The organism is Sphingobium sp. C100, from assembly GCF_000508185.1.
Classification (GTDB): Bacteria; Pseudomonadota; Alphaproteobacteria; order Sphingomonadales; family Sphingomonadaceae; genus Sphingobium.
On record NZ_AYOY01000201.1, the window covers coordinates 1 to 20,883 of the forward strand.

Sequence of the window (20,883 nt, forward strand, 5' to 3'; positions counted from 1 at the left end):
GGCAGCGGGCCGGTCTTGATCTGGGGACCGGGCACGGGTTCGGGCTGGGGTTCTGGCGGATCAAGCTGGGGCGGCGATAGTGGCGGCGGATGGGGCGGCGGCGGTGGCGGCTTTTCCGGCGGCGGCAGCTTCGGCGGCGGCGGCGCGTCGGGGGATTGGTGATGCAGATTCATCTGACACAGGCCGACCATGAACTGGTTTCCGCCGCCGTTGCGGAGGCCGAAGCCCATACCTCCGGTGAGATCGTCACCATCGTCGCGCGGCGTTCGGACAGCTATCATGACGTGGGGCTGAGCTGGGCGGTGGCGGGAACGTTCATCGTCCTGGGCCTGGCCGCCGCCGTGCCCGGCTGGCTGCGCGACATGCTGTCCGCGCTGCTGCTGGACTGGGAGCATGAACTGCCCGACTGGGAACTGCTGACCGGACTGCTCGGCCTGCTGCTCCTCACCTTCCTCCTGATCCGCTATCTGCTGGCGATCATGCCGCTCCGAATGGTGATGACCCCGCGCGCCACCAGGGCGCGGCGGGTGCGGCGACGCGCCATCCTGCTGTTCCGCACCGCCGCCGAAGCCCGTACGCAGGGGCGCACCGGCGTCCTCATCTACCTCTCGCTCGACGAGCATCGCGCCGAAATCGTCGCTGACCGGGCGATCAATGAAAAGGTCGCGCCCGAAGCCTGGGGCGAAGCCATGGCCGCCTTGATCGACGCGATCCGTGCCGATCGCCCCGGCGAAGGCCTGGCCGAAGCGGTGCGACAGGTGGGCGCCGTGCTCGCCCCTCATTTCCCCCGCGCCCATGACGACATCAACGAACTTCCCGACAGGCTGATCGAATTATGACCGACCCGGACCGTGATGCCCCCGAAAACGTGATGTGGGCGGGCCGCTTCATCACCGCCAAGACGCGGGGCAAATGGGAATATGTGTCCCGCTCGCGCGGTATTCACGCCGCCGTCATTCTGGCGATCGACGAAGCGGCCGATGGTCGCCACGTCCTGCTGGTCGACCAATATCGCGTGCCGCTAGGCCGCCGCTGCATCGAATTGCCCGCCGGGTTGGTCGGCGACGAGGAAGAGGGTGAAGAGGCCAGCCTGGCCGCCGCGCGCGAACTGGAGGAGGAAACCGGCTACCGCCCCGACCGGCTGGAAAAACTCGGCGATTTTTGCAGCTCGCCGGGCATGGTCTCCGAAGGCTTCACCCTGTTCCGCGCCCATGGCCTCACCCGGACCGGCGAAGGCGGCGGCGTGGCGGAGGAGGACATCAATGTCCACCGCGTGCCGCTCGACCGTATCGCCGAACAGGTCGCCGCCTGGCGCGCGCAAGGCTATGCGATGGACGTGAAGCTGCTCCTGCTGCTCGGCGCGGGCATGATGGCGTAAGCGGGCGCCGTCACGGCACCCGATACCAGTCCGCCACCCGCTCCAGCGCCAGCGTCAGCACCAGCTTGCCCGCCCGGCTCGGCCAGCCCAGCGCCTTTTCCGCCGCCACCAGCCCCTCGCCCGCGCAGGCCACGCGCCAGAGAATGTCGGACAGGCCCGGCCCCGCCGCCCGGATCGCGCCGTCGAACCGCGCGCGCGCGGACAACTGCGCTACGGTGGGATCGATCCCCCTCGCGGCCGCCCGACGACCGCCCGCGCGCGGGCCCGCGTCCCAGCGCATCGTCACTCGCGCGCCCAGCCCCGCTTTCTCCCAATCGGCGCGCAACATATCTCCGGCGAGATAATGGCGCTCGCTCAGGCGGCCGCGCGCGTGGAGCCACGAGAGCGGCGATTCGCCCAGATGAACCAGCACCGTCTGTGACGCGCCGTCCGGCCCCTCGATCACCTGTTCGACATGATTGGCCATCCGCGCCTCCATTGTTAGGGAATCAGCAAGGCAGGACTTGCCACGCGGGATAATCTGTAGGAAAGAGAAAACCAAATAGGTTATTCAACGAGGCGCCATGATTACCCGCATCCGGGAGGTTCGAAAGGCCAAGGGGCTGACGCTGGAACAGGTCGGCGCGCTATGCGATCCGCCTACCACTGCTCAAACGATCGGGCGGCTGGAAACCGGAACCCGCACCGTCTCGGTCAAATGGCTCAATCGCATCGCCCGGGCGCTGGGCGTCACCAGCGCCGAACTGGTGGCGCTGCCGGGCCAGAGCGAAATCACGGTGGCCGCGCTGCTGGGGCCGGACGGCGCGCGCGCGCCCACCCGCACCCTTGCCTTTCCGCCGCTGATCGCATCGGACGGCATGGTCGGCGTGCATGTCGGCGCCAGCATCGGCGATTATCGCGCCGGCGACGCCATCTGGTGCCGCCGCATCGCGCCGGATGAGTATGCCGGCGCACTCAACCGCGACATATTGCTGCCGCGACCGGCCGGCCGCTTCCTCTTTGGCCGGCTCATCGGCCGCGAAGGCGACCGGCTGCAACTGCTGCCGCTGGGTTCCGGCACGCGCCAACTGGTGCTGACCGACCCGCCCTGGGCGGCGGTCGCCGAACAGCTCGTCCGACGCCTCTAGCCATTCCGTCTCTCCGCGCTTAACCATGCGTCAAAGCTGTGCATCGAAAGAGGGGCCATGACACTCAACGTCCTTACGCTGTCGACCCTCTTCCCCGACATGAGCCGGCCCAATTTCGGCGTGTTCGTGGAACGGCAGGCGCGCGAACTCGCCAGCCGGCCGGAAGCCGACGTGACCGTGATCGCGCCTGTCGGCCTGCCGCCCTGGCCGCTTTCGCTCACCGGCCGTTACGCCCCGCTGCGCGCGCTGCCGCGCAAGGAGCGGTGGCGCGAATTGACCGTCTATCGCCCGACGTTCCGCATCATTCCCAAAATAGGCGGTCGCGCCAATGTCGGCGCCATGACCCGCGCGATCCTGCCGCTGGTCCGGCGCCTTCACGCGGAAAAACCCTTCGACGTGATCGACGCCAGCTTCTTCTTTCCCGACGGCCCGGTCGCACGGCGCCTGTCGAAAGCGCTGGGCATCCCCTATTCCGTCAAGGCGCGCGGCGCGGACATTCATCATTGGGGCGTGCAGCCAGGGACGCGCAAGATGGTGCGCCAGGCGGCCGACGATGCGGCGGGCCTGCTCGCCGTTTCGGATGCCATGCGTCGTTCGATGGCCCGCATGGGCATCGATGCAGCCAAGATCCGCGTTCATTACACCGGCGTCGATCTCGACACGTTCGAGATATTGGATCGGTCCACGGCCAAGGCGGCGCTTGATTTCAACGGTCCGGTGGTGCTCAGCGTCGGCGCGCTCATCCCGCGCAAGGGCCAGGAACTGCTGGTCCGCGCGCTGCCGCAATTGCCCGACGTCACGTTGCTGCTGGCGGGACAGGGGCAATATCGGCGGACGCTGGAGACGCTGGCGATGGACCTGGGCGTGGAGCGGCGGATCGGCTTCCTGGGCTCGGTGCCGCATCACAAGCTGCCGCGCATCTTCGCGGCCGCCGATGTCATGGCGCTGCCCTCCGAATCGGAGGGGCTCGCCAATGCCTGGGTCGAATCGCTCGCCTGCGGCACGCCGATCGTGATCAGCGACGTGGGCGGCGCGCGCGAACTGCTCGACCGGCCCGAAGCGGGCAAGATCGTCGATCGCGATCCCGACGCGATCGCCGCCGCGATTCGCGCCATTCTCGACAATCCGCCCGCGCAGGCCGCGGTGCGGGAAACAGCGCTCCGCTTCACCTGGCGGGCCAATGGCGACGCGCTGCTCGCGCATCTTCAGGACATAGCGGCGTCCGGCTGATCGCCCATCGGCAACAGGCGGGCGCGCCCGTCCGCGGTCGGGAAACGGCCTTCATCGAACGGCAATTCCCCCCATCGCCACGGCGTCAGCTCCGCATAAGCGGGGTTCGAAATGGGCGCGTGCCGCTTGAGGTTGAGCAGCCGCGCGCCATCGTTGCGATAGGCGGTCAGCCGCACATGCTCGCGATAAATGTCGGCTGGCCGCTCATAGTGAAAGGCATCGCCCCACCCCATGGCCTGCGCGATTCGGGTCAGCATCCACCAGTGCGGCCGCGCCTCGCCCGGCAGGTCGAACAGGCGGCGCTGGCGGCTCACCAGCCGGTCCATGCCCGTCACCGTCCCCTCCTTCTCGATCCAGGCGGCGGACGGGAGCAGGACGCTCCACCCCTCGCCCATCGCATCCATCCGTTCGGTCGCGCGAATGGAAAGCGGCACCAGCGACCGCGCTTCGTCCAGCCACTGCGTCGCGGCGGGATCTGCCCCGATGCTGATGAGCGCGCGGATCTGTCCATCCCGCATCGCGCGCAGCATCGCCGCGCCATCCAGCCCCGGCCCCTCGACCAGCGCCCGCGCACCCCAAAAGCGCGTCGCGCTGGCCCGCGCCTCGTCATCGAACCCCCTGTGCGCGGCGAGGCTGTCGGCCATGCAACCGACTTCGCGCGCGCCCATGCCGTTCGCCGCCCGACCAAGCGCGAACGGCCCCGCGCCCACACGCCCGATCCGCCCGGTCGCGAGATGAAGGTTGAGCATCGCCCCCGCAACATCGCCATCCTCTCCGCTGAACAGGGAAAGACTCCGGTCATCCGCCGCCCATTGGTCGTAAAAGTCGCGGATTATGGCGGGGGAGAGGCCACAGGCCCGCGCTACCGACCAGATGTCGTGACCCGGCCGCAATCCTTCCCAGAACCCCTTGGGGACCGCGACGCTGCGCGCCAGAAAGTCCTGCTTTACTGTCCCGCTATCATGGCAATGCAGCAACAGCCCGCGCAGCAGCGGCGCCATGCCCGCCGCCGCAACCGGCAGGTGCAGGTCAGGGTCCAACCCCTGTTCCTCGCCCGCCGGGGCAATCAGGATCAGCGCCGCGCCCGTGTCGCCACGCGCCGCCTGCACCCGGTCGATCAGCACGGGATGCTCGCGCATCGCCCCGCCGCCCAGCAGCAGGATCGTGCCCGCCCGGCTCACATCCTCATAGCTGGTGGCCATCACATCCTCGCCAAAGGCGGCGCGCTGGAGCGGACCGATCGCGCCACGCCAAGGCGCATGAATATGGGCCGAACCGAAAAAGCCTTTCATCAGCTTGTTGGCGACATAATAATCCTCGGTCAGCAGCCCGCCGCCGACATGCAGCGCGATGCTGCCTGGACCATGGCGCGTCAGAACGGCCGCCAGCCGCCGCGCCAGCATGGCGATGGTCCGGTCCCACCCCTGCCGGCGCCCGTCGACCAGCGGATGGAGCAACCGCCCTTCCAGCGACAGGCTGTCATGCAGTGCCTGCACGCGCGCGCAGAGCAGACCACCATTGGCCGGATGGGTCGCATCGCCCTCCAGCCGCAGCTCGCGCTCCTCGTCGGTGACGGCGCGAATGCCGCAACCCACGGCGCACTGACCACAGAGGCTCCGCACGATCGCCATGGTCAACAGGATTTCCGGCCGCGATCCATCATGAAAACGCCCCTAGCCTATTGAAGCGGCGGATAAAACTATCCGCCTGCTTGCCCTGCCAAGGCGGGATCGGCACATTGTCGCCATGATGATCCTTCTGCTTCGCGCGCTTGCCCTGCTCTCCCTCCTCTGCGCGCCGATGGCGCAAGCCGCCCCTGACAGGCGCGGGCCGCTGCTGCTGGCGGCGGCGAGTATGCAGGAAGCGATGACCGCCGCTGCCGACGCCTGGGCTGCGCGCGGTCATCCTCGTCCCGTCCTGTCCTTCGCCGGCTCCTCCGCCCTCGCCCGACAGATCAAGGCCGGGGCGCCCGCCGACCTGTTCCTGTCGGCCGACGAGGACTGGATGAATGACGTGGAGCGCGCCGGCCTCATCATGCGCGGCACGCGTGCCGACCTCGCCGGCAACCGTCTGGTGCTTGTGCGCCCGGCGAAGGGGCGCGTGTCGCTGCGGGTCGGGCGCAACATGCCGATCGCGCGCGCGCTGGGCCGCGGACGGCTGGCCATGGCCAATCCCGACAGCGTACCCGCCGGCAAATATGGCAAGGCCGCGCTCACCGCGCTCGGCGTCTGGCCGTCGGTCGAAGCCAGGGTCGCGCGCGCCGACAATGTCCGGGCCGCGCTGGCATTGGTGGAGCGCGGCGCCACGCCGCTGGGGATCGTCTATGCGACCGACGCGCGCGCCAGCCGCAGCGTGGCGGTGGTCGGCACTTTTCCGGCCTACAGTCACGCGCCGATCCGCTATCCGCTGGCGCGACTGGCCACCAGCCGAAACCAGGACGCCGAAGCCTTTCGCCGCTTCCTGCTGTCCGCGACCGGCCGGTCGATCCTGGCCCGCTACGGCTTCAGCGCGCCCTGACACCTCACTTCTGACAGGCGACGATCGCGGCGATCACCGCCAGCGTCTCCTGCGGGTCGCGCACCCGTACCGTGTCGAGGCCCAGCTGCTTGGCCGGATAGTCATTGCCGCCCGGAAAAATGGCGTCGCCGATGAACATCATCGCATCGAGCGCAATGCCGCTCACATCGCGCAGCTTCTTGAGGCCATAGCCCTTGTCGACCCCTTCGCGCGTGATGTCGATGGAAGTGGCCCCGCCCATGTTGATCGACAGGCCCGGCAGGCGCTGGCGCAGATCGGCCTGAATCACCTTGCGCTTGGCGAAATCGGGGTCCCACACCTCCTTGGCGTGGATGGGGGCCTGCTGGCCAAGCGCGGAAAAGGTGATCTGGCTACCGCGATCCTCGATCCGCTCGCCCCAGGTCTGTTCCGGCACGAAGCCGGTCGCTTCCAGCGCCGCGTCGAACGCCTCCAGAATGGCCGCCTTCTGTGCCGGATCGAACAGTTCGGCATAGACGGGACTCCAGCCGCCATCCTTGTGGGTGTAGAGTTTGGTGCCCGTCGTCGGCATCAGCCACAGTCGCGACACATCCGCCCTTGCGGGCAGCCGGCTTGCCACCTGCTTGTCGAATTGCGGCCAGTCGCCGCCCGAAATCACCGCGACATGCGCCACTTGCAACAGGTCGGCCAGCGCTTCGCCCATCACGTCTTCCAGCGGCTGCTTGCTGTCCGCCAATGTTCCGTCGAGGTCGAAGGCGATCAATGATTTCATGCACCCGTCCAATCGCAAAGATATTGGCAAAGCCCAGCGCCGCGCACCCGGTGGCGCGGCGCTACACCAGCATCGCCACCGTCCGCAACCATGCTGTCCCCTACAGCCGCTTTCTTGACGCGCGCGCGCTTATCGCCCACCCCTCACGCCATGGATTTCGCCCTGTCGCCGCAGGACTGGACCGTCATCGGCCTGTCGCTCAAAGTCAGCCTGGTCGCGGTCGCGGCCATGCTGCCTGTCGCCTTTGCCCTCGCCTGGATATTGGCGCGCTGGCGCTTTCCGGGCAAGTTGCTGCTCGACGCGCTGGTGCATCTGCCGCTGGTGGTGCCGCCGGTCGTCACGGGCTGGCTGCTGCTGCTGCTCTTTGGCATCAACGGGCCGATCGGCAGCCTGCTCGACCGATGGTTCGGCATCACCCTGTTGTTCCGCTGGACCGGCGCGGCGCTCGCCGCCGCGATCATGGCGATGCCGCTGATGGTGCGCGCCATGCGCCTGTCGATCGAATCGGTCGACCGGCGGCTGGAACAGGCGGCGCAGACGCTGGGCGCCTCCCCCCTGCGCACCTTCCTGTCCATTTCGCTGCCGCTTTCATTGCCCGGCGTGCTGGCGGGCGCGATGCTGGGCTTTGCTCGCTCCATCGGGGAGTTTGGTGCGACCATCACCTTCGTCTCCGACATTCCCGGCGAAACCCGAACCTTGCCGATCGCCATCTATGCCGCGCTCCAGGTGCCGGGGGCTGAAGCCGCGGTCAGCCGCTTCGCCGTCATTTCCGTGCTGCTCTCACTTGGCGCCCTCCTGATGTCCGAACTGCTCGCCCGGCGGGTCGCGAAGGGACGGATGCCCCATGTCCTTTGACATTGCCGTGCGCCGCCGCCTGGACGGACGGGACATCGCCCTCACCTGCCGGGCCGACGCCCGATTGATCGCGCTGATCGGGCCATCGGGCGTTGGCAAGACCAGCATCCTCAACATGGTCGCCGGCCTGCTGACCCCGGATGAAGGCCATGTCGCCATCGGCGGAGAACGGCTGTTCGACCGCGCGGCCGGCATCGACGTGCCACCGGCCGACCGTCATGCCGGCTATCTCTTTCAGGATCTGCGCCTGTTCCCGCACATGCGGGTGGAGCAGAATCTGCGCTATGGCCGCCGCCCAGGCGGCAACCTTTCGCAGGATGAGGTGCTGACCTTCCTCGGCATCGGCCACCTCCTCCACCGGATGCCCGCGACCCTCTCGGGCGGCGAGGCGCAGCGGGTGGCGATCGGCCGGGCGCTGCTATCGGCGCCGCGCTTCCTGTTGATGGACGAACCGCTTTCCGGTGTCGACCGCGCCCGCCGCGATGACATCCTGGCTTTGATCGAACGGCTGCGCGACGAAATGCGCCTGCCGATCCTCTACGTCACCCACGACATGCGGGAAGCCGAGCGGCTGGCCGACCTGATCGTCGAGATGCCCGGCGGATGAGCCGACCGGCCTCGAAAGGTCGTGACAATGGCCCAAATGGCCGCCATCAGGAACGCGAAGCGACCGCAGCAGCAAGAGGATGAGACGCTGAGCCGCCTGGACGACAAGCAGAGTTCGACCGATCCGGCGATCGAGCGGCGGCTCGACAAGCTGGAAATGATGATGGCCGACAGCATCAGCCGACTGGACCGGTTGCAGCACCTGGTCGAACTGGTCATGGCCGAATGCCAGGCCCGCCGTCTCGACCACGCCGCCAGGCCCGAAGGCGGCACGCGCTGGTCGGCCGCCGGCTTTCCCCTCCTTGCCCGCAACCACCCGGTCGATTTCAGTTCCGACACCGTCCCCGACGCCGACGCCGCCAATCCCGACGACTATCTCGCCAGCGGCTGGTTCGTGCGCGAACCCTGGGGCGTGTGGGGCCGCGACGCGATCCAGGGCATCCGTTTCGCGCTGGACGATTATCGCGGCGGCTACGTCACCGTCAGCCTGTCGCTGCAATGTTTCGTGCCGCCCGGCGCGGAGCGTCCCGCGATCGACATCAGCGCCAATGGCTATTTCCTCGGTACGCACCGGCTGGGCGCGATGCTCCAGATCGTCAAGCTGCGCCTGCCCCCGTCCTGCATCGGCGACGGCGACATCCTGCTGCAATTGCAGCATGAAGCGCCGCTGTCCCCCGTTTCCGCCGGCGCCAGTCCAGACCCGCGCATCCTGGGCGTCGGCCTTGCATCGCTGGACGTGAGCTAGCCCCACATGGTTTGCCTGTATCGCGACAAAAGACGTTTGGACCTCGCTTGGGCCGCAAGCACCAGGAGCCAGAGGCCAAAGGAGTCTCCCTATGCATGATCACCCCGCCTTTCACTCGCGCTTCGGCGGGTTATGGATCGACCGGGCCGACTGGCGCCAGCAGGTGACGGCGCGCCATCTGAACCCCGCCCAGGCGGCGCAGGTCGAATTTTTCGCTGAAAATGGCTTCATCATCTTTGAAGGCGCCGCCGCCCCGGAGAAGGTCGATGCCTTCCGGGACCGGATCATGACATCGTTCCGTGAAGGCAATCCCGACGTCCGCTATCAACGGCATGGGTCTCATGTCGTGCAACCGCTGGACGGTCCGGCCGACAGGCTGGGCGTGCGGATCGTCGATTCCTTCGTTCCCTTCCAGGAAGCGCTCGATCTTTTTTCCTCACCCGAATTGCTCGCCTTCTTCCAGCTGATTTTCGATGCCAACCCGTTGCTGTTCCAGAGCCTGAGCTTCGATCAGGGATCACAGCAAGGCCTGCATCAGGACACGGCCTATGTCGTGGTCGATCGGCCGATCGAACTGGCCGCCTGCTGGATCGCGCTGGAGGATGTCAAACCGGGCGCAGGCGAACTCATGTATGTACCGGGCAGCCACCGCCTGCCCGATTGGGATTTCGGCAGCGGCAACAAACATTGGGATTCCATGACCGATGGCGCGGAAACCCATGAAAAATGGGCGCGCCATCTGGTCCAACATGCCAAGGAAAGCCCTCATGGCTTGCAATATTTCTTCCCGAAAAAGGGCGACATATTGGTGTGGCACGCCGACCTCGCCCATGGCGGCGCGCCCGTGATCGATCCTGCACGCACTCGCCAGAGCCTTGTGGGTCATTTCTGCCCGCAGGGCCGCACTCCTCATTTTTTCAACACCGACCCCCATTTATCGACCGTCCGCCACCATGGCCCGCTGGCCTATTGCAGCCAGCATTATGACCTGTCGCGGCAGGCGCGGGCGCGCGCCGGCAGGACGCCCGGTCCACAACGGAAACAGGACGGCTTCCTGTCCAGCCTTGCCGCTTTCCGCAACGCAATGCGAAACCGCTCATCCTGATTGCGAAGCGACGGCCTTTGCGGCTAGTGCTGCCTTGGGCGCGAAAAAATCATGCTGTTTTGGAGCGGAAACGAGTCAATCCGACGCATATTATTGTGCATGTCAGCGAGGGAGCGAAATAGAGGCGCATGGCCAATCTGATCATTACGGGAGGCGCCGGTTTCATCGGCGCGAATTTCGTCCGCCACTGGCGCAAAATATCGCCCAATGACGGCATCGTCGTGCTGGACGCGCTGACCTATGCCGGTAATCCGGCCAATATCGCCGATGTCCCCGACGTAACCCTGGTCGAAGGCGATATTTGCGACACCGCGCTGGTGTCCCGATTGATGGCCGACCATGACGTCGACACCATCGTCCACTTCGCCGCCGAAAGTCATGTTGACCGGTCGATCACCGGCCCTGACGCATTCGTCACAACCAATGTGATCGGCACCCACAGCCTGCTCAAGGCCGCGAAGACCGCTTGGCTGGATCAGGGCACCGGCCGGCCACATCGGTTCCACCATGTGTCCACCGACGAAGTCTATGGCACGCTGGAACTGGACGATCCGGCGTTCAGCGAAACCACGGCCTATGCGCCCAATTCGCCTTATTCGGCGTCAAAGGCCGGGTCCGACCATCTGGTGCGCGCCTACCATCACACCTACGGGCTGGAAACGACCACCAGCAACTGCTCGAACAACTATGGTCCCTACCAGTTTCCCGAAAAACTGATCCCGCTGTTCACGCTCAACGCGCTGTCGGGCAAGAACCTGCCCATCTATGGCGACGGCATGAACATCCGCGACTGGCTGCATGTCGAAGATCATTGCATCGGCATCGAACTCATCCTGCGCAAGGGGCGGATCGGCGAAACCTATAATGTCGGGGGCGGCCAGGAATTGCCGAATATCGAAGTGATCCGGGAGATCTGCCGCGGCGTCGATGAAGCCTTCGCCCGCAATCCGGCGCTGGCCGCGACCTTCCCCGATGCGCCCGCTGCGCAGGGTCGCCCCTCCAGCGACCTCATGACCTATGTGCAGGACCGCAAGGGCCATGACCGCCGCTATGCGATCGACGAAACCAAGATCCGCAGCGAATTGGGCTATGCCCCGTCGCGCGATTTCCCGCAGGGTTTCGCCGACACGCTGAACTGGTTCCTCGACAATCAGGACTGGTGGCGGCCGCTGGTGGCGCGGGCTGCGCTGGTCGCCTGAGACCTTCCTTGCGTTGAACATGCCGCCCCAGGCAGGCCCCTTCAGGACCATCGATGAAACTCGACATTATTATTCCTGTATATCGAAATGTCGAAATGGTCCGGGCCTGCCTGGAGTCGTTGACCCGGCATCTGGATGAAATCAGCGCCTTCAGCCCCAAGCTGATCGTCATCAACGATTCCCCTGATGACGAAGAGGTCGAAACCTATCTGAAGGACTGCCAGGCCGCCGGCCGGATCGACATCCATATTCGCAACCCGGAAAATCTGGGTTTCGTCAGGAGCGTGAACAAGGGACTGGTGATCGCGAAAAAGGATGGGGCGGCCGCGCTGCTCGTCAACAGCGACACACTGACCTACCGCGATACCCTGGCCGAAATGATGGCCGTGCTTCAGGCGGACCCGCAGATCGGCTTTGTCTGCCCGCGTTCCAACAATGCCGCGCTCGCCACTTTCCCGCCGGCGCCCCACAATCTGTCGGGCATCGCGACCACGCCCGAAATCTGCCACATCGCCTGGGAATCGGTCTATCGCTACTTGCCGCGCTACACGTTCGCGCCGACGGCGGTCGGCTTCTACCTGCTCATATCACCGCAGGTCATCACCAATTTCGGCTATCTCGATGAAGCCTTCGGGGTCGGCTATGAGGAAGAAAATGACCTGGTGATGCGCGCGGGCAAGGTCGGCTATCGCGCCGTCCTCGCCAACCATGCCTTTGCCTATCATGCAGGTTCGGCGTCGTTCAAATTGCACGAGATCGACTATAAGGGGCAGCAGCAGGACAATCTGCGCATGATTGACGCGCGGCATCCCGAATTTTTGCCGCTGGTCTGGGGGTTTGAAGGCTCGGCGGAATATCGCGCGACCAGCCAGATCGCCAATCTGGTGCCGACCAGTGACGGCAAGCTGAAGATGGCCCTCAACCTGCTCAGCATCGGCCATCATCACAATGGCACCAACGAACTGATCGTGAACTTCATCCGCTGGTGCGACCGCCACCCGCATGAGGATTTCGAAGTCCACATCATTTGCAAGCGATCGGTCGCCGAATTCCACAAGCTGGACAAGCTCAATCATGTGCGGCTGCGCACGGACGTCACGCCCGGTTACGCCATCGCCATTTTCTTCGGCCAGCCCTTCGACCTCGATCAGATCAACATCATGGAGCATCTGGCGCCGATCAACATCTATGGGATGCTGGACGTCATCGCGCTCGACTGCGGCTATCTGCGCGGCAGCAACAATGTCCAGGCGCTCTGGTCCTATGTGGCGCGCAACGCCAATGGCATCTTCTACATCAGCCAGTTTGCCGAGGACACGTTCCGGCATCGTTTCGCGCGCCAACTAAGGGCCGAAGCCCACACCCGGCTGCTGCCCACACGCCCGTCCGCCTATGCGCCGCGCTATGAAGGGCTGGAACCGCGACGCGACCACGCATTGGTGCTGGGCAATCATTTCGCGCACAAGGCCTCGAACAGCTCCGCGCGCATTCTGGCCGAAGCGATCCCCAGCCTGGCCGTCGTCGTCCTGGGCCAGGGCGGTGAGCAGATGCCGTCCAATGTCCGCCAACTGCACGCCGGGGTCATCCCCGACGAACAGATGAACGACATTTTCGCATCCAGCAGCGTCATCATTCTGCCTTCCTATTATGAAGGGTTCGGCATATCGCTCATGCACGCCATCGCCCTGGGCAAGCCGGTGGTCGCGCGCGACATTCCCGCCACCCGGGAAATTCTGGCGACCTTCACGTCGGTCGAGGGCGTCTTTCTCTATTTCGATGATCAGGGCCTGCCCGACGCCGTGCGCAAGGCCGTCGAATGTGGCCAGTCACAGATAGTCGAAGGCGGCTGCATCGACTGGGACGACTGGTCGAGGGATTTGTTCACCTTCGCCGCCGGCCTCATCGAGCGGCCGGACCTGTGCGGGCGGCTGATGGACCGGCTTGAAGATGGCGATACGCTGCGACAGCGCTATGGCAATACCGACCGGACGGCCGCACCGCCGGCTCCCGCGGCTGACATGCCGACCGATGCGAAACCCGTCGCTCGGCCTCAGCGGGCCACGCCGATGCCTGTCGCCGCCAATCTCTTCCCCCCCGCGACCGTGGATCTTCCGGCGATCATCGCGCTGGACGGCGACGCCTTCGTGGAAAGCTTCTACCGGCAGATACTTGGCCGCCGCGCCGATCCGGCGGGCCTTGAACATCATAGGAATCTGCTGAACAGCGGCGTCACCAAGGAAGACATGCTGCGGTCGATCATGAACTCGCCCGAGTTCAAGGACCGACGGGCGACCGTCACCGTGATCGGCCCAGAATTGCTCAACAAAAAGGTAAAAGGGCTTCGTAAATTGCTGTCGCGCGGATGAAGGATCAACGAATCTGCCGCCGCCGTCATCGTCGCGCGACAGGGTGAACAAAGGACTTGACCACCTGCCTGCCGCCGCTTATCTGCGGCCTCCCGAGCGGGACACCGCTTACGATCGATGCCCGATCGTCTAATGGTAAGACTACGGACTCTGACTCCGTCAATCGAGGTTCGAATCCTCGTCGGGCATCCAGCTTTTTCCACCATGCCGCTTCTCAAGCTTCGCGTCGCCGGCCCAACGTTCGCCTGCTCCATCAGCGATGACGACCTGATCTTGCCGCTCATGGCCGGTTGGATTTGGATAATGCGTCGATGACAGGGCCGTCACCGCTGCCATCGAACGCGTCTCACTAAGCGGCAATCAGGCTCCGCACCGCCAGATCGGCTTCATGCTCGCGCGCCTTGCCCAGCTCATAGCGGGCCTGCATCCGCATCAGCGTCTCGGCCTTCACGCCAAAGGCATGTTCAAAACGGATCGCCATATCGGCGGAAAGGGCGGCCCGCCCGTTGAGAAGCGAACTGATCGACTGCCGACTGACACCGAAAGCCTCAGCCAGATCGTTGATCGAAACGCCATGCGCCTCGACAATCTGGGTCTTGAGCCACGTTCCGACACGATCGCCGGTCAGGGGGTGAAGACCGTAGTTCGGTGGCGTCGAAAGCTCGTCCAGCGTCTCGGCATCGATGATGAAGTTGACCATCTTAAACGGCCGTTCCTCCAGATCGCCGGGCAGCCCCTTGGGCTTGCCTGTCTCGACAAACCGCCATAGCGCCTCGTGGCTGATACTCTCGATCTCCCTTTATGGAGAGTATCGCTTTACATGGCGCATTGCGCTATTGGAAATTCAGGTGTGTTGGCCCTCTGGCCCCGCCAATCTGACGCACCACCGCGTCATGCCGCGCTGCCACGCACGACGTCCATGGTCCGGCGGCGGCGGCGCGATGGACGCGGCAGCGGCAGCACTTCGGACGGGTCTTTCTCCAGCCGCTCGACGGCATTGTCGACCAGCAGTTGCAACCCCTCTTCGCTCAACAGGCCGCCGCGGATGAGGCAGCGGTCTTCCAGCACCCGGCGGAAGGCGGAATAGAGCGCCATGTCCGGCTGGCGCGGCGCCGCCCAGAAATTGTCGAGGCTCGTCTGATGGACGATGCCCGGCACCTTGTAGACGGCATGACCCAGGACGACGACCGGCTTGCCGCTGTTGAGCGCCAGCGTGCCGACCGTGCTGTTGACCGTCACGACGCCCAGCGATTTCTGCACGACGTCGGCAATGTCCCAGTCGGACAGATAATGAACGCGGTCAGCCACGCCATAATGGGCGGCCAGCCGTCGCGTCAGCCGGCTCCAGGCCACCAGTCCGGGATCGAGCGGATGCCGCTTCACCAGCAGCGACACGGCCGGCGGCGCATGTTCGGCAAAGCTCTTGATCACGAAGCGCAAGGCAGCCCGCATATTGCCAAAGGGCGAATGGACGCGAATCTGATAGTCCGAATTCAGCTGCAAGGGCAGCGTGAAATAGGGCTTGTCCTTGATCGCGTCCCACACCGCCACCGATCGCTCGGCCTCCCCCTGCCGCATCAGCAGCTTCCAGCACCAGGCCACCGATTCCAGCAGGAAACTATGCGGTCGATGCGTGCGATAATAAGGGAAATAGGGCCGCATCAACGCGGAGGACAGGCCGTTGCGCATCGTGTTGCGCGCGCGCGCCTTGAACGTGGAGGGCACCGGCGGCCGCACCTCTTCCTGGGCCGGCAATCCCGCCGCCTGGTCCAGATACCATTGCGGATCGAGCGGCAGGGTCGAATTGCCGTTCACGCCATCATCCTGCAACGTCAGGAAGTCGGGCCGGATATAGCCTTCCTCCATGCAATGGACGCGCAAGCCCCGCAGCCGCGCCATGCCGTGCGCCGAAGTATGGTAGGGCCGGCAATCGCCATAGAGGATGAGGTCGGTCACGCCATGGTTGACGACGAAATCATCGAAGAAGAGCGGCCAGTTGCGAAAAGTGCCGCGATAATCGGTGGCCTCGCCTGGCCAATCCACCTTGTCGCCGCCATTGATATTGATGCGCAGCGCATGGTGGCCCCGCGCCCGCAGCGCGTCGGCCAGCATTGCAAAATAGGGGCCATGCGGTCCCTGTAGAAACAGGAAAGTCTTTACCTGCGGTTCAGCCATGAAGAAACTCTGCGAACAAGGTCATAAATCTTCGTAGCTTCCCCTGTATTGTCCGCAACCTGATAAGCCATGTCGTCGGCGGCGTCGACCCGTTGCCCATGCGTTCGACCATCACTTCAGGCCCACAAGGCAGTCGCGTCACCGGATCCAGATAGCGAGGATAGAGAATGAGGGCGGCCGCTACAAGCTGGTCGAGGGTCAGCGCGCGCCCCCGCGCGGGGCCGGGCTTCGCCAGATCGCGCGTCAGCCCCCAGCCGGCGTAGAAGGGCATTCCGTGCACCGTAACCCGGCATCCGCGCATCAGCGCCTCGAACCCGGTCAGCGATGACAGGACATGCACCTCGTCCACCGCCTGCGCCAGTTGCATCAACGGCGCGCCGCTGTCGATCGCATCGGCATGGGCCAGAACGGCGCTATCGGTCAGATGCCCCTTGCGGTGGCCCGCCTGCACGTCGGGATGCGGACGATAGATGATCCAGGCATCGGGCTCGGCCCGCCGCACCCGCGTCAGAAAGTCCAGATTGCCGCTGACGCCCGCGCCGCCCAGACGCACGGACAGATCATCATCCACCTGCCCGACCGCCAGCACGGTGCGCCGCCCCTTGGGCAGTGCCGGCATGGCGCCGGGCTGCGCGCCATATTTGGTGACGCCCGACGAACAGATGCGCGCGCGCAGCCGGGCCGCACGCTCGACCAGCGCCGCCGGAAAATCATGGGTCGCCAGCATCGTTTCCAGGTCGTTGGCGGCCAGCGCATTATAGTAGATGCCGGTCCGGTCGACGACCACCGATCCGGGCGGATGGAGCGCGGCGCCCAGCCCGCGCGAACGGATGAAGCCATCCTCCACCCGCGCCACCGGCACGCCCAGCGCCGCCGCCTCCTGCGCCGTCGATGCCGGCACGCGCGATGGCCAGACGGCCAGCGCGCCCCCTTCCCGCCGCGCCTTGCGCAGGCCGCGCGCCGCCGACAGGAAGGGGGGCGAACGCACCCCGTCCCATAAAAAGGCGCGAATGGCCTCCCGCTTCCAGAACGCCATGCCGCTCGCCGCCGCCAGACCGCGATTGCCGTCCAGATGGCGCCGCCAGTCGGCCAGCTGCCCGATCGCGCCCGCCGCGTCGATGGGCAAGCCCGAAAAAGGATCGCGATACAGCGCTCCGGCGATCCGCGCCTTCAACAGCGCTCGCAATCGCGCCGGGTCGATCGGCGCGCCGTCGGGACCGATCACCGGCACGGACAGCAACCCGGCGACCAGCGCCCATTCATCCTGCTCGGCCGCGTGGACCGCCCGCACGCCCGCGATCGTCCCCCAGGGATCGCAATCGGGGGGCAATGTCCGTCCCCTGGGCGCCTCGCCAGCACCGGGCAACAATCCGATCTCGTGGGGATCTAAACCTGCAAGCGCCTCCGGCGCGACCGGCGTGCCGATCCGCAACAACAGGCTCAAGCCCACCGGACGCGCGCCCCAGAAACTGCCGCCCACCCTCGCCGCGCGCAGCAGGTCGATCACAGCGTCGGATACGTCGTCCGACGGCGGCGGTCCGTCCAGCGCCATGCTGACCGCCGCGAGGGACGGCGCGACTTGCGGAAAAGGCGGCGATCTCAGAAAAAAGCTCATGCGCGTCAGTCGACCGGAAGCGCCCGCTTGCCGGTCCATTCCGCCGCAGCCCGCAACTCCTTGTCCGGTGAATTCACCGCGCGCCGCATCATCATGCCCCTTCGCGCCCAGTCTTGGGCGGCGGCTCGCCTGAGGTCAAGGAACAGAAGCCGTTACTTCTTCGATCAGGTCGGTGACGATGTCGAAATAGTCGCGCCAGGTCGGCGCGCGCCAGTCGGCGATCCGGGCGATCTGCGCCACGCGCTCGGGCGAGTCCGGTCGGCTATAGGCGCAAATCGCCCGCATCCAGCCCAACCCGTCGAGCGGATCGAGATAATCGGGCGCATCCCCGCCCACCTCGCGATGGGCGACGATGTCGCTACAGATTACCGGCACGCCCGCGGCCAGCGCTTCCACCACCGGCATCCCGAACCCTTCGGCAAAGGAGGGCATCAGCATTGCGCGGGACTGCGCCACCAACGCCTGCATCCGGTTGTCGGACACCTCGCCCGCCTCGATCACATGCCCGCGCAGCGCCTCCGCCCGCTCGAGAATGTCGATCACATTCTCATTTTCCCAGCCGCGCCGGCCCACCAGCACCAGCAGGGGGGCGGCATCGCCCAGCCTCTCGACCAACCGGCGCCACACATTGAGCAGCAGCAGATGGTTCTTCCGCGGCTCGATGGTGGAAATATAGACGAAATAGGGCCGATCGGGCAGCGCCTCATTGCGCGCGCCGAAAATGTCGGGCGCATCCGCGCCGAAATGCGCGACCCGCACCGCGCGGCCATCCAGCCCCCGCTGCATATGCGGGGCAAGCGCGTCGATCGTCGCCTGGCTGTTGCCGATGATGCCGCTGGCATAGCGGTCGATCGACCGCACCCGCTTGCGATGCTCGTCCGCGCCCTGCGGCCGGGCATATTCGGGATGGCTCAGTGGAATGACATCATGGACCAGCGTGATCAGCCTGGCCCCTTCCGCCCGCAGGATCGCGCCGACCTGCGCATGATCGTCCAGATGGTGCGGCGACACCTGAAGGTAGATGCGCGGCTTCGTCGCGCGCGGCACGGGGCGCGGCCGGGTGGCGAACATATGGCGGATGACCGCGGCCTTGCCCTCTACCGCGTCGGCGGTCCGGGCATTGCGCCACTTGGCCGAGGTGAAGGCCAGAAACTGGCGGACGGCGGCGCTGCTCAACCGGCCATAATAGCCGCCGGCGGGGTGGACGGCGGCGAAGGCCAGCCGATCGGGCATCCGCTCCAGCAATTCGCGGGCATAGACATATTCGACCCGGTCGATCCCGGTGGGCGCCGGGTGGAACGCCCGCGACAGCAATCGCGAGACGTCCAATATAACTTCGCTCTCGCCGCGCTGCCCCAGGAAATTCTGGCTGGCGCGCTTGGAGCGCAGGGCCATTCGTGCACCGGGCGCATTGAAGGGACGCAAAGCCATGTCAGCGCCTGTCCCACAGGCCGGTCGCAAAGAAAAGGGGCATCAGAATTGCGCGCGGATCTCGTCGGCCAGCGCCTGCAACTCGGCCACATCCGCCTGTTTGCCCTGACCATGGGCGGCAAAGCCCTTGGGGTCGCCGGCCCAGCGCGGCAGGATATGGACATGCAGGTGGAAAATCGTCTGCCCCGCCGGCGCGCCGTTGAACTGCGCGATCTGGATGCCGTCGGGGTTCAGCGCCTTGCGAATGGCGGTGGCGACCTTTTTCGTGGTCGCCATCACCTGGGCCAGCGCCTCCTCCTCGACCTCCAGCAGGTTGCGCGCCTTCGACCATTTGGAAATGACCAGCGCATGACCGCGCGTCTGCGGCATGATGTCGAGGAAGGCGAGCGTCTCGTCATCCTCGTAGATCGTGGTCGAAGGGATCTTGCCCGCGATGATGAGGGCAAAGACATTCCCCTCGTCATAGATGCCGTCGAGGCTCATGGACGCCGCCCTCAGTTGGTGTAGCTGGCCGTGGTCTTAGCAGCCACTTCGTCCGCCGTCACGCCCGGCGCCAGTTCAACAAGCTTGAACGGGCTGTCATGGTCCGGGCGCTGGAACACGCACAGGTCCGTGACGATCATATCGACCACATTCTTGCCGGTCAGCGGCAGGGTGCAGGCCGGGATGAACTTGGGGTCGCCATTTTTGGATGTATGCTCCATCACGACGATGATCTTCTTGACGCCCGCGACCAGATCCATCGCGCCGCCCATGCCCTTGATCATCTTGCCGGGGATCATCCAGTTGGCGATGTCGCCATTTTCCGCGACCTCCATCGCGCCCAGCACGGTCAGGTCGATATGACCGCCCCGGATCATGGCGAAGCTGTCGGCGCTGGAAAAATAGACCGACTGCGGCAATTCGCTGATCGTCTGCTTGCCCGCGTTGATCAGGTCCGGGTCTTCCTCGCCCGCATAGGGAAAGGGACCGATGCCCAGCATCCCGTTTTCCGACTGGAGCGTCACTTCCACGCCCTGGGGAATATGGTTCGCCACCAGGGTCGGAATGCCGATGCCAAGGTTTACGTAGAAACCATCCTTGAGTTCCTTCGCCGCCCGCGCGGCCATCTCGTCACGAGTCCATGGCATCATTGCTCTCCTTGTGTCGGCATCCAGCGCCATTCCGGCGGAAAAATAGTGTCGATGTCACCGGCGATCGACGGGCCGTAGACCGGGTTTGGCATCAGGAACCAGCCCCGGCCCCACAGGGCCGAAACGCTGCCCTCAATGCCCTGCGCCGCCGCCAGGTCGCGCCGCTGGGCGAGCGGCACATCCTTGGCGTTGAACTGGTCGGAAAAGTCACCCAGATTGTCGCCCGCCATCGCTACGACGCAATAGCGCGCGGCGATCGTCGCGCGACGTTTGTCCTTTCCCGATCCGGCATCATCGTCGCCCTGAAGCAACAATGTGTCGCCATGCACGAAATGGCCCAGCCCTGCCGCTTCCAGTGCCGCGGCGGTCTGCGCCGCGCTGGCGGACGATCGGTTGGTGTTGACGACCGGCGTGATGCCCGCGGCGCGCAGCCGCGCCAACGCTTCCACAGCGCCAGGCATGGCGACCGGATGGCCCGTCCGTTCCCAGTCGGTCCAGACCGCGCGGTCATAGCCGCGCCCCGTGCGCGCCGCCCAATATTCGAAGCCGACATTCCACAGCAGCGTCTCGTCCGCATCGAACACGACCGCGCGCGGCTTGTCGCCACATGGCTGGAACCGCACGGCCGCCGTCGGCCCGCCCGCCAGCGG

22 protein-coding genes and 1 tRNA gene are annotated in these 20,883 nt (G+C 65.7%); 12 read left to right on the top strand and 11 right to left on the bottom strand.

Annotation, left to right across the window (positions count from 1 at the left end):
- The first annotated feature begins 161 nt into the window (after positions 1 to 161).
- Positions 162 to 839: a TPM domain-containing protein gene (locus C100_RS45495; RefSeq protein ID WP_024021843.1), complete on the top strand. Its 678-nt coding sequence runs from the start codon at positions 162 to 164 to the stop codon at positions 837 to 839.
- The gene (locus C100_RS45500) at positions 836 to 1,378 is read left to right on the top strand and encodes an NUDIX hydrolase (RefSeq protein ID WP_024021844.1); all 543 of its coding nucleotides are present in this window, start codon (positions 836 to 838) and stop codon (positions 1,376 to 1,378) included. Before C100_RS45495 ends, C100_RS45500 begins: the two co-directional genes overlap by 4 nt.
- Before the next feature lie 10 nt (positions 1,379 to 1,388).
- Here C100_RS45500 and C100_RS45505 read toward each other — a convergent pair whose 3' ends face one another.
- Positions 1,389 to 1,844, bottom strand: a complete 456-nt coding sequence (locus C100_RS45505; RefSeq protein ID WP_031310281.1) for a DUF6456 domain-containing protein — start codon at positions 1,842 to 1,844, stop codon at positions 1,389 to 1,391.
- Positions 1,845 to 1,941: 97 nt separating this feature from the next.
- On the opposite strand from C100_RS45505, the gene C100_RS45510 reads away from it, so the two are divergent.
- Both C100_RS45510 and C100_RS45515 read left to right on the top strand, forming a co-directional pair.
- Entirely contained in the window at positions 1,942 to 2,505 is a 564-nt protein-coding gene (locus tag C100_RS45510; RefSeq protein WP_024021846.1) for a helix-turn-helix domain-containing protein, read from the top strand.
- Between the two features lie 57 nt (positions 2,506 to 2,562).
- Positions 2,563 to 3,735: a glycosyltransferase gene (locus tag C100_RS45515; RefSeq protein WP_024021847.1), complete on the top strand. Its 1,173-nt coding sequence runs from the start codon at positions 2,563 to 2,565 to the stop codon at positions 3,733 to 3,735.
- On the opposite strand, the gene C100_RS45520 is transcribed toward C100_RS45515, so the two are convergent.
- A complete protein-coding gene (locus C100_RS45520; protein WP_024021848.1) occupies positions 3,711 to 5,366 on the bottom strand; it encodes a molybdopterin oxidoreductase family protein in 1,656 nt (551 codons plus the stop codon). The two genes, C100_RS45515 and C100_RS45520, sit on opposite strands and share 25 nt — an antisense overlap.
- Positions 5,367 to 5,481: 115 nt before the next feature.
- On the opposite strand from C100_RS45520, the gene modA reads away from it, so the two are divergent.
- Positions 5,482 to 6,252: a molybdate ABC transporter substrate-binding protein gene (gene modA / locus C100_RS45525; RefSeq protein WP_024021849.1), complete on the top strand. Its 771-nt coding sequence runs from the start codon at positions 5,482 to 5,484 to the stop codon at positions 6,250 to 6,252.
- Between the two features lie 4 nt (positions 6,253 to 6,256).
- Here modA and C100_RS45530 read toward each other — a convergent pair whose 3' ends face one another.
- Complete coding sequence (locus C100_RS45530) at positions 6,257 to 7,003, bottom strand: HAD-IIB family hydrolase (protein WP_024021850.1); 747 nt, start codon at positions 7,001 to 7,003, stop codon at positions 6,257 to 6,259.
- A 150-nt stretch (positions 7,004 to 7,153) separates the two neighbouring features.
- On the opposite strand from C100_RS45530, the gene modB reads away from it, so the two are divergent.
- The 7 genes from modB (at position 7,154) to C100_RS45560 (ending at position 14,071) form a co-directional block, all read left to right on the top strand.
- Positions 7,154 to 7,858 (top strand): molybdate ABC transporter permease subunit, encoded by a 705-nt coding sequence (modB, locus tag C100_RS45535; protein WP_024021851.1) that lies wholly within the window; start codon positions 7,154 to 7,156, stop codon positions 7,856 to 7,858.
- Positions 7,848 to 8,465 (top strand): ATP-binding cassette domain-containing protein, encoded by a 618-nt coding sequence (locus tag C100_RS45540; protein WP_024021852.1) that lies wholly within the window; start codon positions 7,848 to 7,850, stop codon positions 8,463 to 8,465. Before modB ends, C100_RS45540 begins: the two co-directional genes overlap by 11 nt.
- Before the next feature lie 27 nt (positions 8,466 to 8,492).
- Positions 8,493 to 9,209 carry a hypothetical protein gene (locus C100_RS45545; RefSeq protein ID WP_161633937.1) on the top strand — a complete coding sequence of 239 codons (717 nt, stop codon included), beginning with the start codon at positions 8,493 to 8,495 and terminating at the stop codon, positions 9,207 to 9,209.
- Between the two features lie 91 nt (positions 9,210 to 9,300).
- On the top strand, positions 9,301 to 10,314 hold the full coding sequence (locus C100_RS47635; RefSeq protein WP_024021854.1) for a phytanoyl-CoA dioxygenase family protein: 1,014 nt from the start codon (positions 9,301 to 9,303) through the stop codon (positions 10,312 to 10,314).
- 128 nt (positions 10,315 to 10,442) lie between these two features.
- Positions 10,443 to 11,513: a dTDP-glucose 4,6-dehydratase gene (gene rfbB, locus C100_RS45550; RefSeq protein ID WP_024021855.1), complete on the top strand. Its 1,071-nt coding sequence runs from the start codon at positions 10,443 to 10,445 to the stop codon at positions 11,511 to 11,513.
- A gap of 53 nt (positions 11,514 to 11,566) precedes the next feature.
- Entirely contained in the window at positions 11,567 to 13,879 is a 2,313-nt protein-coding gene (locus C100_RS45555) for a glycosyltransferase (protein ID WP_024021856.1), read from the top strand.
- A gap of 118 nt (positions 13,880 to 13,997) precedes the next feature.
- Positions 13,998 to 14,071, top strand: a tRNA-Gln gene (locus tag C100_RS45560).
- On the opposite strand, the gene C100_RS48705 is transcribed toward C100_RS45560, so the two are convergent.
- From C100_RS48705 to C100_RS45590, 8 genes are all read right to left on the bottom strand, one after another.
- Positions 14,039 to 14,215, bottom strand: a complete 177-nt coding sequence (locus C100_RS48705; RefSeq protein WP_161633938.1) for a hypothetical protein — start codon at positions 14,213 to 14,215, stop codon at positions 14,039 to 14,041. The genes C100_RS45560 and C100_RS48705 overlap by 33 nt on opposite strands.
- A gap of 13 nt (positions 14,216 to 14,228) precedes the next feature.
- On the bottom strand, positions 14,229 to 14,579 hold the full coding sequence (locus C100_RS0125450) for a HigA family addiction module antitoxin (RefSeq protein ID WP_024021857.1): 351 nt from the start codon (positions 14,577 to 14,579) through the stop codon (positions 14,229 to 14,231).
- Positions 14,580 to 14,770: 191 nt separating this feature from the next.
- The gene (locus C100_RS45565) at positions 14,771 to 16,054 is read right to left on the bottom strand and encodes a capsule biosynthesis protein (RefSeq protein ID WP_024021858.1); all 1,284 of its coding nucleotides are present in this window, start codon (positions 16,052 to 16,054) and stop codon (positions 14,771 to 14,773) included.
- Positions 16,047 to 17,669: a capsular polysaccharide export protein, LipB/KpsS family gene (locus tag C100_RS45570; RefSeq protein WP_024021859.1), complete on the bottom strand. Its 1,623-nt coding sequence runs from the start codon at positions 17,667 to 17,669 to the stop codon at positions 16,047 to 16,049. The genes C100_RS45565 and C100_RS45570 overlap by 8 nt, the downstream gene beginning before the upstream one ends.
- Before the next feature lie 135 nt (positions 17,670 to 17,804).
- Positions 17,805 to 19,100 (bottom strand): glycosyltransferase family 4 protein, encoded by a 1,296-nt coding sequence (locus C100_RS45575; protein WP_024021860.1) that lies wholly within the window; start codon positions 19,098 to 19,100, stop codon positions 17,805 to 17,807.
- A 42-nt stretch (positions 19,101 to 19,142) separates the two neighbouring features.
- The gene (locus C100_RS45580; RefSeq protein ID WP_024021861.1) at positions 19,143 to 19,583 is read right to left on the bottom strand and encodes an HIT family protein; all 441 of its coding nucleotides are present in this window, start codon (positions 19,581 to 19,583) and stop codon (positions 19,143 to 19,145) included.
- 11 nt (positions 19,584 to 19,594) lie between these two features.
- Positions 19,595 to 20,230: a CoA transferase subunit B gene (locus C100_RS45585; protein WP_031310284.1), complete on the bottom strand. Its 636-nt coding sequence runs from the start codon at positions 20,228 to 20,230 to the stop codon at positions 19,595 to 19,597.
- Positions 20,230 to 20,883: HAD family acid phosphatase (locus tag C100_RS45590; protein WP_024021863.1), on the bottom strand; the 654-nt coding region annotated here is incomplete at its 5' end. The genes C100_RS45590 and C100_RS45585, both read right to left, overlap by 1 nt.